The 13,769-nt window shown below is 41.2% G+C and carries 14 protein-coding genes; 10 read left to right on the top strand and 4 right to left on the bottom strand.

From position 1 onward, the window contains the following. Positions 1 to 208 precede the first annotated feature (208 nt). Both ASN18_RS06185 and ASN18_RS06180 read left to right on the top strand, forming a co-directional pair. Positions 209 to 1,135, top strand: a complete 927-nt coding sequence (locus ASN18_RS06185) for an ABC transporter permease (RefSeq protein WP_085051877.1) — start codon at positions 209 to 211, stop codon at positions 1,133 to 1,135. A 1-nt stretch (position 1,136) separates the two neighbouring features. Beyond that, on the top strand, positions 1,137 to 1,946 hold the full coding sequence (locus tag ASN18_RS06180; protein ID WP_085051876.1) for an ABC transporter permease: 810 nt from the start codon (positions 1,137 to 1,139) through the stop codon (positions 1,944 to 1,946). A gap of 21 nt (positions 1,947 to 1,967) precedes the next feature. Here ASN18_RS06180 and dksA read toward each other — a convergent pair whose 3' ends face one another. Next, positions 1,968 to 2,381: an RNA polymerase-binding protein DksA gene (gene dksA / locus ASN18_RS06175; protein ID WP_157072861.1), complete on the bottom strand. Its 414-nt coding sequence runs from the start codon at positions 2,379 to 2,381 to the stop codon at positions 1,968 to 1,970. 247 nt (positions 2,382 to 2,628) lie between these two features. On the opposite strand from dksA, the gene ASN18_RS17095 reads away from it, so the two are divergent. The 8 genes from ASN18_RS17095 (at position 2,629) to ASN18_RS06140 (ending at position 9,377) form a co-directional block, all read left to right on the top strand. Continuing rightward, on the top strand, positions 2,629 to 2,775 hold the full coding sequence (locus tag ASN18_RS17095; RefSeq protein WP_157072860.1) for a hypothetical protein: 147 nt from the start codon (positions 2,629 to 2,631) through the stop codon (positions 2,773 to 2,775). A 257-nt stretch (positions 2,776 to 3,032) separates the two neighbouring features. Next, positions 3,033 to 3,812 carry an ABC transporter permease gene (locus tag ASN18_RS06170; RefSeq protein WP_085051875.1) on the top strand — a complete coding sequence of 260 codons (780 nt, stop codon included), beginning with the start codon at positions 3,033 to 3,035 and terminating at the stop codon, positions 3,810 to 3,812. Continuing rightward, positions 3,802 to 4,521 (top strand): ABC transporter ATP-binding protein, encoded by a 720-nt coding sequence (locus tag ASN18_RS06165; RefSeq protein ID WP_085051874.1) that lies wholly within the window; start codon positions 3,802 to 3,804, stop codon positions 4,519 to 4,521. The genes ASN18_RS06170 and ASN18_RS06165 overlap by 11 nt, the downstream gene beginning before the upstream one ends. A 66-nt stretch (positions 4,522 to 4,587) precedes the next feature. Further along, positions 4,588 to 5,199 (top strand): NYN domain-containing protein, encoded by a 612-nt coding sequence (locus tag ASN18_RS06160; RefSeq protein WP_085051873.1) that lies wholly within the window; start codon positions 4,588 to 4,590, stop codon positions 5,197 to 5,199. Between the two features lie 110 nt (positions 5,200 to 5,309). Further along, complete coding sequence (locus ASN18_RS06155; RefSeq protein ID WP_085051872.1) at positions 5,310 to 6,443, top strand: glycosyltransferase family 4 protein; 1,134 nt, start codon at positions 5,310 to 5,312, stop codon at positions 6,441 to 6,443. 50 nt (positions 6,444 to 6,493) lie between these two features. Then, positions 6,494 to 7,534 (top strand): NAD-dependent epimerase/dehydratase family protein, encoded by a 1,041-nt coding sequence (locus ASN18_RS06150; RefSeq protein ID WP_085051871.1) that lies wholly within the window; start codon positions 6,494 to 6,496, stop codon positions 7,532 to 7,534. Next, the gene (locus ASN18_RS06145; RefSeq protein ID WP_085051870.1) at positions 7,531 to 8,250 is read left to right on the top strand and encodes a sugar phosphate nucleotidyltransferase; all 720 of its coding nucleotides are present in this window, start codon (positions 7,531 to 7,533) and stop codon (positions 8,248 to 8,250) included. Before ASN18_RS06150 ends, ASN18_RS06145 begins: the two co-directional genes overlap by 4 nt. Continuing rightward, a complete protein-coding gene (locus tag ASN18_RS06140) occupies positions 8,247 to 9,377 on the top strand; it encodes a glycosyltransferase family 4 protein (protein WP_085051869.1) in 1,131 nt (376 codons plus the stop codon). The genes ASN18_RS06145 and ASN18_RS06140 overlap by 4 nt, the downstream gene beginning before the upstream one ends. 141 nt (positions 9,378 to 9,518) lie before the next feature. Here the strand turns inward: ASN18_RS06140 and uxx1 are convergent, their stop codons facing one another. The 3 genes from uxx1 to ASN18_RS06125 form a co-directional block, all read right to left on the bottom strand. Beyond that, on the bottom strand, positions 9,519 to 9,728 hold the full coding sequence (gene uxx1 / locus ASN18_RS17785) for a UXX-star selenoprotein family 1 (RefSeq protein WP_085051878.1): 210 nt from the start codon (positions 9,726 to 9,728) through the stop codon (positions 9,519 to 9,521). Positions 9,729 to 9,867: 139 nt separating this feature from the next. Further along, positions 9,868 to 10,878, bottom strand: a complete 1,011-nt coding sequence (locus tag ASN18_RS06130; protein WP_157072859.1) for an HD domain-containing protein — start codon at positions 10,876 to 10,878, stop codon at positions 9,868 to 9,870. Next, the gene (locus ASN18_RS06125; RefSeq protein ID WP_085051867.1) at positions 10,838 to 13,399 is read right to left on the bottom strand and encodes a DUF4062 domain-containing protein; all 2,562 of its coding nucleotides are present in this window, start codon (positions 13,397 to 13,399) and stop codon (positions 10,838 to 10,840) included. The genes ASN18_RS06130 and ASN18_RS06125 overlap by 41 nt, the downstream gene beginning before the upstream one ends. Positions 13,400 to 13,769 lie beyond the last annotated feature (370 nt).

Raw genomic sequence — 13,769 nt, 5'->3', positions numbered from 1 at the left:
AGAAAGGGGGGTGCTATTATGACACAGTCTGGAAAGCAGGAATCCAGGAGAGGGATTAGCGGGTGTAAGTTTCTAATGCGATTGCCCTGCAGCCCTTACCACATTGGCATAATTTTTTGAGGCGATGTGTTATAATCTACAGACAGAAGGTATCACCGTGTGGGTTCACATGGAATTATCACATCACAGGAATTCAGGTTAACGGGGATTGTTCGCATATATTGCAAAAAAACTTGCCCTTTTGGTGTTGCTACTACTTGGAATTACGTTCATTACGTTTTCTATTGTCAAACTATTACCCGGTGACCCAGCCTCCGGGCTTATCGGGCAGCACGCAGACCCCGAAGACATCAAGCGTATCAACCACGCCCTCGGTGTTGATAAACCATTCATCACCCAGTTCATGGGATACGTTACACTCCTTGCCCACGGTGACCTCGGACGCTCATACTATACTAACCGCGATGTGCTAACCGAAATCATGCGTAAACTGCCCAATACAATATACCTTGCTGCTGCGGCCATGTCGATTGCCATTGTTGGCGGCCTCGCACTTGGCTTTGCCGCCGGGCTGAGAAAGGGCAGCACTGCCGACAAGCTCTGCTCGGCACTGTCACTAACCGGCCTTAGTCTGCCCGTGTTTTGGAGCGGACTCGTGCTGATTATCGTTTTCAGCCTAAAGCTCCGTCTCCTGCCTCCTTCGGGGACGGGCGGCGCCAGATTTGTCATTCTTCCGGCTGTTGCACTGTCGCTGCCAGTGTTGGCAAGCATTGCCAGAATCACGCGCTCATCGGCGATTGAGACACTCTCGATGCCCTTTGTCCGTGTGCTTCGAGCTAAGGGCATGAAAACCTGGCGTATAAATTATATTCATCTTCTGAAGAGCATTTTAATCCCCCTGGTCACCGTGATTGGCCTTGACTTTGCCAGTTTTTTAAACGGTGCGGTGCTGACAGAGACCGTGTTCGGGTGGGATGGGATTGGCCGCTTTACCGTTGATGGTATATTAAAACGCGATTACCCTGTGATTTTGGGGTGTATTATTACGGGGACGTTTATATTTGTCGTAGTTAATACGCTTGTGGATTTGTCATACCAGTTGGTTGACCCACGGGTGAGGATTGTTAAAAGGTAAGATGTTTTCAAAAGCGCCCATAATTGTGTTAGTGTTCATTGCAGCGGCAGTGGTGTTTGCGCCATTTTTTACGCAATACGATCCTGTCTCTATTAATCTCGATGAGATTAAGGCTGCGCCATCGCTTAGTCACCCGTTTGGGACTGATTGCAAGGGCAGGGATGTGCTGGCGCGGGTTCTCTATGGCGGCAGGATATCGCTTGGCGTGTCGTTTGCTGCGGCGTTGGTATCGCTTTGCATAGGGTTTAGTGTGGGATTGATTTCAGGTTATTACGGCGGATGGACTGATACGCTGTTTATGGCGGTTGTGGATTTGACGCTGGCGTTTCCCTCGCTGCTGCTTGCCATTGGCATATCAGTAGTGCTGCCTCCTACGAAGTTTACCGTGATGGCGGCAATTGCCCTTGTTGGCTGGGCGTCGTTTGCGAGGCTTATCAGGGGGCAGGTGCTTAAGGTCAAAGAGATGGCCTATGTCGAAGCGGCGCGGTCTTTGGGGGCGGGTAATTTACGGGTCATAGCCGTGCATATCTTCCCACAATGTCTGTCTCTGGGGCTGGTCATATTGGGAATAAAGTTCAGCGGTTATATTTTAACGGAGGCATCGTTGAGTTTTCTTGGACTTGGGCCGCAGCCCCCAACACCAAGCTGGGGTAATATGATAGGAGAGAATAGGGCGTATATACTTTCAGAGCCGTGGATGGTGCTGTTTCCAGGGTTGGCAATCGCAGCTACGGCGCTGTGTTTTAACTTATTCGGGGATTACATGCAGGAGAAATTCTCAAATCAACTTGACAGACAGATACGCTCCTAATCAGTCACTCTTAATCGGGTGTTAGTCTTCCCTCATCTTCTCTTCTTCTTCCTGTTCGGTCTTGCAGTCGATACACAGCGTGGTTACAGGACGTGCCTCAAGGCGTTTAATGCTGATCTCTTCACCGCAGTTCTCACACAACCCATACGTACCCTCTATGATACGCTCCACTGATAAATCTATTTTTTTGAGCAGTTTTTGCTCACGTCCTTTTAGTTTAAGCATAAAATTCATATCGATTTCCGCGCTGGCCTGGTCTCCGAGGTCGGGAAATGATATTGTGTCCGGCATGTTGTTCTTTACAGATTCAGCCCCGCTTAAGAGCTGCTGTCTCATATAAACTAATTTATTTTTCACCCTGAGAATGGCCTCTTGTCTTTTGTCAGGCTTCTTACTAACTTTTGTCGATTTCTCAGCAGTTTTTTTGTTTGACATCTTTAATAAAACCTCTTTTTATAAGTGTTTATTTGGTAACTATCAATAATAACAAAATGAGAAGTCTTTAGTCAAGATAAACCCTGAGGCTTAATCTTATTTTTTATCACCCAAAGATGCACCGTCCATCTCGTCAGGGCAAACGCATTTGAAAAATTACCGTGAAAATCCTACTATAATACTCCCCAAAAACTGGGCAAAGGGATAAGGTGGATGATAGTCTGTCGGAATTAGAGGAGAACGACAGATGAAGAAAATACGAAAAGCACATGACGGAGCATTTAAGGCAAAGGTTGCCATTGAGTCGGTAAAAGGAGAGCGGCACAGCTTACCTCACATCCATGAGCCTCTTGGATACCTGACACCACATGAGGTGTATTTCGGCGAAACATAACTAACAGTAGACAGACTGATAATTTAATCCAGAGACTAATTTTTTGTCTTGACAGTTGGGAGGGGTATAAATCCCAGGCAGGGTAATTTTGTTATATACAAGGCTGGTGTTGTGCCAATTTGAGGTGCCTTTAAAAATCAAGGACTTACGATGAGAACAAATTTCCCTGCATTGCGGCCGCTTGTGTATTGATAAAATAGTGGTGTATACTAAGGGCAGGTTGAGTTGCACATGAGATTCTCTGCAAAGCGCGCGTTATGGATATCATAAAGAGGATAATAAAATATAGACAGCTGTTTATTGTACTGGTGTGGAGGGAATTTGCAGTCAGATACCGCTATACGATAATCGGCGTCATGTGGGCGGGGCTGCAGCCGCTGTCGATGATGCTCCTGTTTACGTTTATTTTTACTTATATTATGAAAATACATGTCTCCGCTTACCCGTCCTTTATTTTCTACTTTGCCGGGCTGATACCGTGGACTTTCTTTGCCCATTCCATCAACTCCTCCATCCCTTCGTTGACAAACCACTATCAACTTATTACGAAGATATATTTCCCTCGTGAGCTGCTACCGCTCTCCAGCATTGCCACTGCATTGCTGGATTTTGTTATCTGTGCCGTGATTCTCTTTGTATTTATTGTGATTTATCAAATCCCGTTGACATGGAATGCCCTGTGGCTCTTCCCTCTGGTAGTCTTGCTTGTTGTATTTACCACTTCTGTGTCACTGTTTCTAGCCGGTCTGAATGTTTACTACAGGGATGTCAGGCTTGCGTCAAATTTTCTCATTCAACTGTGGTTTTTTATGTCTCCGGTCATGTACTCGGTGGATTCGCTGGGGACGAAGATGAAGCTGATGTTATTTCTCAATCCCCTTACCTTTATCATTGAAAACATGCGAAGGGTGCTGCTTGAGGGCAGGGGGATAGTGCTTTGGCAGATGGCGTTTGTGTGCGTGGTCATCGGTGTGTTTTACGTTGTGCTGACTAAGTTTTTTATAAAAATAGAAAGGGCCTTTGCCGATGTCATCTGATGAGTATACCCTCAAACTTGATGGGGTGTGGAAGAAATATTCAACTACAGATTTTTTTCACAAGTCAATTCGTGAGGAGATTGTTGGTCTGTTCAACCGGAAAAAGGACGACACTCTAAGCAAAGATGAGTTCTGGGCGCTGAGAGACATTAATCTGGAGTTTAAACAGGGGGATGTTGTTGGATTATATGGTACAAACGGTGCCGGTAAGACCACGATTCTTAAGATAATCTCCTCGATTACATATCCAACCATAGGCAGCATAACGGTAAACGGCACAGTTGCGCCTCTCATAGAGGTCGGAGCAGGCTTCCACCCCGACCTGACAGGCCGTGAAAATATCTACGTCAACGGCACAATCATTGGTATGCAGATAAAGGAGATAAAAGAAAAGATGGATAACATCATCGCATTTTCAGAGCTGGCTGCGTTTATAGACATGCCCGTAAAGAAATACTCATCAGGCATGTACCTGCGGCTCGGATTTGCTATAGCAGTAAACAGTTCCGCTGGGATTTTGCTTTTTGATGAAATAATGTCGGTAAGTGACGGGGCATTTCAGCAAAAGTGTATTGATAAGATAAAGGAATTAAAGCGTGAGAACCGGACAATCGTCATGGTGTCACATAATTTGAGTCTGCTGCGTGAGACGGCAGATAAGATTTATCTTATTAAAGATAGCACTGCTGTGCCAATGTCTGCTGGATAGTGGGGCAGTTTGACTATAGAATTTGAGGTATGGTAGTATAAATAAATGAATTTATGAGGAGAGACTATGGAAAAGAAAGTTTTTATCTTTTGGGATAACTCAAATATTTTTATAAGCGGTAGAACAGTAGCATCTGAAAAGGAAGGTGAAGATGCATCTTATCAATTAAGGCTTCAGTTTAATAATATTTTGGAACTTGCAAGCGCCGGACGCGATATAGAATGTGCAATAGCAGTTGGTTCTGTTCCTCCTGAGTTGCGTCACGTTTGGAATAAAATGGAGCAATCAGGAATAAAAGTTGAACTACATGAGAGAGGTTTAGATTCAAATAAAGAGCAAGCAGTAGATCAGGCCCTCCAAGTTCATATGCTCAGAAAGGCTTTTGACTACAATGGAACCCCGGGTATAGCTGTAATGCTGACAGGGGATGGTCATGGTTTTCTAGATGGCGTAGGTTTTCATGCTGATTTAGAAAGGATGCATAAGAAAGGCTGGGGAATTGAAGTTATCGCATGGGAAAGGACTTGTAATTCTAAATTAAAAAAATGGGCTTCAGAGGTTGGTACTTTTATTCGTCTTGAGGATTACTATGAAAGCGTAACGTTTCGTGACGATTATAATGGGGTTATCCGCAGGTCTAAACCATTAAATCTGGATAACAGGATTAAATCAACTTAATTTGTTCTTCTACTACTGCCTGTCAATTGCATTTGATAAATAAGTCCTAAATCAAGTAAAATTAGTTATGGGTTTATGGGAGCTTAATAAAACATCCGGCTGGTACTGCTATGCGCCTTGCGATTGATGCGACAATATTAGAAGACGCGCGTCCTTCTGGCATTGGGACGGCAGCTATTAATATTGTTAACGAGTTGGCCTCTATACACGATGACCTTATAGTGTGGACTGTCGATGATTCCATGTTAAGGGTTGACAGAGGACGGCTGCATAAGGTATTCATAAACTCGCGGCGGTTACTTGGCAATAATATATATATGGCACGAGCCGCGTGGACGCAGTTTTTCCTTCCAGCGCTCATAAAAAAGGCAAAGGCCGATGTGTTTTATACCCCCATACCGGAGGGAATTTTCTATCCACCACTGCCGCACCCTATGCCTCAAATAGTTACAGTCTATGATATTCAGCCTATCCTCTATAAGAGCAATGTCCCGCTAATGAGGTATCTGAGTTTTAAGTACAGGCTCCCACTTGTGTTTCGAAGCGCCAGAAAGCTCATCGCAATGTCTGAAAATACGAAAAAAGATATAATCAAACACTATGGAACTGCTGCCGGGAAAATTGAAGTAGTCCACGGCGCTATCAACAGCGGGCATTTCAAGCCCCCGGCCCCTCACAGCAAGGCAGCAGTGCTTGATAAGTATGCCCTCATCGAGGGCAGGTATTTTCTATATGTCGGCAGTGTGCTGCCATCGAAGAACATTGAAACACTGATAGATGCCTTCAGTTCCGTCAGCAAGGACTATGCGCTTGTCATTGCTGGCAGAAGACCAGACCAGGCATATGAGCGGCGCTGTAACGCTATGATAAGAGACCGCTTAATCAGCAATGTAAGATTCCTTGATTACGTGCCATATGATGAACTCCCTGCACTCTATAATGGCGCATGTGCCAATGTGCTGGTGTCGCTGATAGAGGGGTTTGGACTTCCACCGCTTGAGGCGATGGCCTCGGCAACGGCAGTGATAGTGTCCAATAGGGGGAGTTTGCCAGAGATTGTTGGTGATGCAGCGATTGTCGTTGACGCCATGAACATAGGAGAGATTGCACAGGCGATGAGGCGTCTTGCCAGTGATGAGGCCCTGCGCTCAGGGCTTATTAAAAAAGGGTTGGAGCGTGTGAGGAAATTTTCATGGAGGAGCACGGCAGAGCGGATACTTGCGATATGTAAAGAGTCACTTTAATTATATATATAAAATTATTCATTAATAATCAGTATAGCGAGGTATATAAGATGAGAGTTATGGTCACCGGTGGCTGTGGATTTCTAGGCTCACATGTCTGTGAGTATTATGTCAAAATGGGCGCTGATGTCATTTCATATGACAATATGACAAAGCACGAACTCCTGAGGACGGGGTTTGCCACTGATGAGGCTCGTACATATAATCTCAAATATCTTAAGCAATTAGGTGTGAAAATCGTTACAGGCGATGTGCGAAATTTTGATGAACTGATTGACAATGCTGCATGGTGTGATTATATCATTCACACGGCGGCACAGCCCGCTATGACAATAGGCTGGGAAGACCCGCGCCTGGATGTAACGACAAACGTGCTTGGCACATTCAATATACTGGAGGCGGCCAGGAAATTAAAAATCCCGGCCGTAAGCTGTGCCACTGTCCACGTATATGGAAATAAGATAAATGAGACACTCAGAGAAGGACAGTTAAAATATGAAAGAACCCCCGATGCTATCGGCGAGACACACCCCACGCTGGAGGGAACTCTTACGCCCCTTCATGCCTCAAAAGCAGCGGCAGATATATATGTGCGTACCTACATAGATACATACAAGACCGAGGCGGCCAGTTTTCGTCTGACTGGTATATACGGCACAAGGCAGTTCGGAGGCGAGGACCATGGCTGGGTGGCAAACTTCGCCATTCGCAGCATCCTCCGGCGTCCTATAACGATATTCGGCACGGGCAAACAGGTTAGGGATATAGTCTATGCCGCTGATGTGTGCGAGGCCTTTAACGCATTTTATAAGACCAGAAGGCCGGGCATCTATAACATCGGAGGGGGCAGAAAGACCGCCATATCTCTTTTGAAATGTATAGAAATCCTATCAAAAATTAATGGAACGTCACCAGAGGTACGCTTTGCCCCGGACAGGCACGGTGACCTCAGATACTTTATATGTGATATAGAAAAGGCGCAAGGACAGCTTGGCTGGTCACCAGCAGTGATGCCGGAAGAGGGCATATGGATGCTTGTTGAGTGGATAAAAGACACTGGCCTGTTCTTTATCGATAAGGCGGTCAAGTGAAAGCATTAGTCTTGGCAGGTGGCCGTGGCAACAGGATAAACGAGCTGTCGTCTGCACGCAACAAGTGTATGATTAGCATAGGCGGCAGACCTGTCCTTGACTATGCCCTTGAGCGCGCCGTTAGTGCAGAAGTCGTGGAAATAGTCCTCGTTGTTGGTTACAAGGCTGAGGAGATAATAAACACCGTCGGAAATAAATACAAGGATACGCCTGTTAAGTACGTCATTCAATGGGAGCAAAAGGGTCTGGTTCACGCAATGGAATGTGCTAAGGACACGATAGCCGGTTCGGATTTTATTTTGTTTCTGGGCGATGAGCTTATGGTAAATCCAAGGCACCGGCAGATGATAGAGGAGTTTAACCAGGCCGGTGTATTTGCCCTCTGTGGTGTCCTGTGGGTTGAAGACACAGAGTTGATAAAACGCACATATACGATGATAAAAGACGAAAGCGGGCGCATATACCGTCTTGTGGAGAAACCCAGAAATCCATTAAATAACTTCATGGGCACAGGCAGCTGTGTATTCAAAAACGAGATATTCGACTACGCCGCAGTAACGCCGATTCACCACCAGAGAAAGGAAAAGGAACTTCCAGATTTGATTCAATGTGCTATTGATGATGGTAAGACGGTGAAGTCTTTTGTAGTTTGTGACAAGTATGCTAATATAAACTCATTTATAGATTTGAGTGAAGCGGAGGGGTTTCTTAAATGAGGGTCTTAATAGTACAGCCGTCGATGAACATATATGGCGGGCCGGAGCTGGTTATTGTCAAATTGGCCGAGTACCTCGCTAATACTGGGATTGAACATGCCCTGCTTACGACGAACATCCTGCCAGAGATTGAAAAAGACCTCTCCTGCACCCCGATATTTAAATCACCCTATAAGCACTCAAAGAACTGGGAGTTTGATGTATTAAAAGACATGTGGCTGCTGAATAATGGCGTAAGGCAGCGCGCTAAAAAATATGACATAATAAATATACATAATTTTCCCGCTGAATTCTCTGTTTTTCCTATATCGAAGCCTGTTGTCTGGGTATGTCACGAATCACCCGATGTATATCTCAGTAAGTTGTCAAGGGAACATGCAAGACCGACCGTGTTAGCTCAAAAGGTTTTTTATGCCGCTGACAGGCAAATTGTCAAGCGATACGTCAAGCGGGCTGTAGTCCCGGATAAATATAACGCTGGGAGATTTCAGAGTATCTACTCGATGACCCCTCATGTTATTCCTTATGGTATAGACTATGATTTTTTTGCGGCAGCGCCGGATGATTTTTATGTCAAACGAAACGGCGACTTTATCGTCCTCCATGTAGGGAATTTGTCAGAGTTCAAGAATCAAAAAGAGAGCATCAGGTGTGTTAAGCTGTTGAAGAAAGACATTCCAGGCATAAGACTGGTTATTGCAGGATTTGGCGATGGCGCTTACATAAACGAATTAAAGAGTATTGTGCAGGAGGAAGGTCTGCTGGAGCATGTCCTTATAACCGGTCACGTAAACAGGGACAGGTTAAAGGTGTTCTATCATCGCGCGGATGTGCTTCTTCACCCGATAAGGCAGCAGGGCGGATGGATGACCCCGTTTGAAGCCCTGGCAGCCGGTACCCCGGTTATCGTATCGAAGGACATGACAGCCTCTGATATAATAGTAAATGAGGGGATTGGAGTTGTCACTGACGATTACACCGCAGCGCTCTCAGAGGTATATCAGAATCTAAGAAAACACAGAGAGGTTGCCACATCAGGCAGGCTTTTCATAAGAAATCACCTGCGCTGGGACAATTTCAGCGCTGGGATGGTAAAGGTATTTCAGGAGGCCTTACATACACCATAGTAGAACCAACTCGAAGAATGAGGGCTCTGCCCTCAAACTCCCGGCAGGGAACTTGTCCCCTGCACCCCATCTATACGGGCTATACGGGGCTTCGCCCCTTAATAACATCAACCGGCTGACCGCCGTGATTTATCTAACACCTCAGGTGCCGCCACAGCCGATTGTCACCTTTTCACCTTCGACGATAACCGGCACTTCCCTGACCCCGTTTGAGTGCTTAAGCATGGTCGCCATGTGTTTAGGGTCTTTTAGTACATCGATATATATGGCTCTGTTACCATAGACCGACCTGGCCCGCTCAGTGTAGGGTCAGCCAGCCTTGCCGTAGATGATTACCTGTTGTTCAGACATGATTAGTATTATATCAATCAGTATGATATTTTGCAAGGGTTTTTATGCAAATATGCAAAATAAGTTGATTCTCTGAAGCAGACATACTAAAATTGATTTTGAAATTGAATATATTAGGTGATGTCCTATATAATTTCATTCATGGAATAGAGGCACAGGTTGTTAATGATACTAATTTAGGCCAATATTCTTTTTGATGATACGGAGTTAATCCTAACTGAACGGCTTGATTTAATAGCTCTTGATCAGTCATCTCCATTAACATTGTTATTGGATCATAATTTTTATCGATTAAATATTCTATAAAAGGGATTGCAATTTCTTTTGCAATACGCTTACCTTGAGATACTATCTCATTATTGATAGGAAATACTAATTTTTGCAAAAAATTATCTTTTAATGCAGTTCTTATTTCTGGGAACTCTGGCATTTCTATAAATAGCTTTTCATTTTGATTGAATTTATTAATAAAAGTAGAAGCATATTTGAAAACTATATCTCCAAATTCAATTGTAAAGATATCAGGATTATCTGTGTATAATTTACTCAAATATGTAACTAAATACTGAAACTCCTCTCTATCGTTATCAAATCCTAAATAGTTTGAAACTATTTGAGGTAAAAAATCTGCTGACACACCTAATGTTGTAATAGCAAATAATGGATCTTCTATAAATCCCTCTGTGGCGTCAGCTGCATAAACTATTTGAGATTCAGGAGAGCTATGTGTCTTTTTTTCTATCACAGATTGCAAATCAGCGATATAATCATCAGGGATATGATCCTTACATAACTGTAAATATTTATGTATATTATTAGATTGATTAAACTGTATTATTTTTTCTACATTATGTGCAAATGGTAAACGGTTAATATCATGAAAATATGCAATAAACAAAGATTTATGTGGATCTCTTTTAGGAAACATTGTGAGTAGCCATTTGGTTAAATTAACTACTCGTAGAATATGATTGTATCTACAAAATGTTTTCACTCGATAATCGTCACCAAGTATGCTAATAAATCCTGTAATTCCTTTTTGTCTTTCAAGTTTATGAAATAAATCAGGAAAATCACCTCTAAGAGAGTTGTCTATTTTAGTAATAGTTTTAATGTCCATATTTTTTCCAATAGTACCATTGATTTCCACTTGGCCATACCAATGATAATCTTATTGCTTTAGATACGACAGGTTTTCCAATAAGGTGAGTTAAAAATGTAAGGTCTTCCTGGTAAACTGATTCGTTAATAATTTCAACACAATCAGCATTATCTATAATATTTTCTTTTTTAACTCGTAGTGTTAGCAATATTGCTTGAATATTATCTTCTATTCTCCAATTTGTCTTTAAGTCATGACATATAGCAAGTTGTGAAGAAGGACAATAGCTATAAGGAGGACAAATATCATTACGAAACATTGAGCCGTTATAATCTGCTTTGTTTTGTAAATAACTGATTGCACATGATGTATGTAAGTATAATTCATACTTTGATTCCTTAGCAATATTCACTATCGTATCAGGTTTAGGATAAAATAACTCATAACCTTCCTGATCTATATTTCTATAATTAAACATTCCTTTTCTTTCCAAATATGTATGCAGCTTATGATTCCTATCATTCTTAATAAATTTATGCATATCAGGCGTTATTTTTAAACCAGCAATTACAGAACAGTCATAAATATCTTTAACTTTATAAATACATTTTTTAATGTCTACATCATTACTTATTGCAATGTCAGTAACTGGCCTCCAATAATGAATCATAAATACATTATTTATTCTATGTTTATTAATATAGTCTTTTATTATTTTAGCTGATTTGATCCGCTCATCATAATCAAGAACGTTAGGTTCGTATTCTCTTCCAAGAAAAGAAATACTATTGAATATGTAAAAATAGCAAGATGCATTGCTCATTATTTCAATCAAATCAATTGGAATAGGTTGCTTTGTTATTAATACAATAGATTGACGATTTTGTGTTTTAGCATGATGTGACAGGAATTGCTTTAGAATATCTATGTTTCTCATCATATCTGTCTTATTCCCTATTGAGATGGGCACTTTTGCTATCTTTTGGGAGTAAACACCACTAACATTATGATATTGCTTATAAAAAGAATAATTATGTAATTTACTATAGATAATTTCAATATTTGGATCAGACCTTAAATGTTCGATTGGAATTATTTGTTTAGGTGTAGTATTTTCCCATCCGTGTGGAGACAAGAAACAATATGTGCATCTTCCCGTACAACCAATTAACGGATCAAAAGCAAACCAAGAGTCATGAAGTTGAACTATCTGGTATTCAAATAAATCAGGATGACATTTGTTAAAATCTTCTTTATATTTATGAATCTGCGTTCTATATTCACTAAGTGGTATCGAAGTATACCAAAGCAATAAAAATTGTTCTGAAATCGTCTTATATAAATTTCTTTCACAAATTTTATGATCGTTACAAGCTTCACAAATAGAATTATAATGATAAATTATGTTTGAACAATCCTTACCTAACAGATTATCGACCTGAACTTCAAAGATGTTGAGCCCCTTTCTTAATCTATCTAGAAAACGAGCGGATAGATAAGGTTCATAGAACAGACGATATTTTCCAATAAGTATGGTTCCATCTGTAGCAGTATTGCATATCCTGACTTCTAATCTGTCTTCAGATATATTGTTTTCTCTTAATCGCTCTTTTAAAAGTTCTATGCCTTCAAGGCATTTTATAAAACGTTTATAGTTTTTTCCTTTTTCTAATAAGTCTAATTCAATTTCAGAAATACCATTTCGAAGATTAGAGAAATTCTCAGCAAAATATATTTTTCGTGCTTCTAAGGAATAAGGATTTAATAGAATAACCTGTATTTTGCTGCTTGTCGCTTGTATTCGTTTCAATATGTGTTGAAAAAAAAGACCTTGTTTTTCATCAGGTCTTGGATAACTATCCCCTGGATTCAAATATGAATTTCCTGAGTGAGCTAACAGATATATGTCACCTTCATCGTTGTTGAGAAAATCTATCTTATCATTATTTCTATCACTATTCTGTTCTTGTGTATATATCTTTGTTATTCCAACATTTTTCGTTTTTAAAAAATCGTATTTGTGATTATTAATAATATTATGCTTCTTTACAAGAGCATTGCAATAATATATTAATTGATTATATATCTTGTCTTTAAAACCAGTATCATCATGATAGGTGATCCAAGTAATCTTTCTTTGCATGCGCTTAAAAAACTTTTTCACTTTCACGAAATCATTTGCTGCAGACTGAGGAATATCACGTATACATTTAAAAAAAATCAAATAAGGACTTGTCTGTGTAGCTTCCCATTGATTTTGTGCTTTTTCAAACTCTTCTTCAGTCCCTGACCCAAAATGTTCTGTTGGTGTTCCGAACTTAGACCAAAGTATTCCAATAAAAATATCAGCTTCACCTGGTTTAAGTTGTGTATTAATATTATTTTGCGGTGTACCCCAACCTGAAGTTAAATCGTTTTCCCATCTATATAAATCCAGATAATAACGAGGTTGATGGTTTCGTCCATCTTGTGCATTAATTCTTTGTACAGTCTCGGCAACATACCCCCTTTCCAAACAAACATCTGACGGAGATGCAAGAAATACTTTAATTGTTATTGATTTTTCCATAATTTCTCTCTAAATCAAAATGACTGATTTGATAGAACATTAATTTTATCGTATCATCATTCTATTTCCATTTTTACTTGTTATCTGTATATGGCATTATAAAACCCAAAGTATATGTTTGGTATATACATATAAATAGCCTAAATATATTAGAATATAGTATACTATATAACTTGCCACTTAATTTGTCAAGCACTTTCGCGCCCAGGGCAAACGCATTTGAAAAATTAAGCTGAGATTGCCTATCATTTGGCTCTGATCGATGGTTTCCTGGATTCCAGCTTTCCAGACTGTGTCATAATAAAACCAGTCATGCCCCCCCCATTCTTTGAGGGGGGCATGAGTCTGCTGCGGAGGTGCGGGGTATCAA

Source organism: Candidatus Magnetominusculus xianensis (assembly GCA_001541255.1).
Taxonomy (GTDB): domain Bacteria; phylum Nitrospirota; class Thermodesulfovibrionia; order Thermodesulfovibrionales; family Magnetobacteriaceae; genus Magnetominusculus; species Magnetominusculus xianensis.
Note: the sequence above shows the minus strand (reverse complement) of the source record. Positions and strands in the feature narration are given on the sequence as shown.